The 229-nt window shown below is 56.3% G+C and carries 1 protein-coding gene; it reads left to right on the forward strand.

What is annotated here, in order from left to right; genetic code table 11:
• On the forward strand, positions 1–229 hold a 229-nt coding region (locus SB754_RS23430; RefSeq protein ID WP_410784626.1), incomplete at both ends, for a hypothetical protein.

The raw sequence follows: 229 nt of genomic DNA on the forward strand, positions 1-229 counted from the left end.
GCTGCCAGTGCTGGAGCAGCCTGAAGGCGACGGTGACGTTTTCATCGTGATGCGAAAACCCGGCAAGGTGCCAGACATCAAGCGACCTGTTGGTGATGTGGCTGACTACCTTCTCCGGCTTTATCGGCACAATCCTGATGCTGTTTGTGATGTGGTGACCTACCGATTCGCAGGAGTATCAGGCCAGTGGGTGCAGGATGGGCGAGAGCTTCTGGCAATGGCAGGATTG

This window comes from Leifsonia sp. SIMBA_070, from assembly GCF_046534635.1.
Taxonomy (GTDB): domain Bacteria; phylum Actinomycetota; class Actinomycetes; order Actinomycetales; family Microbacteriaceae; genus Leifsonia.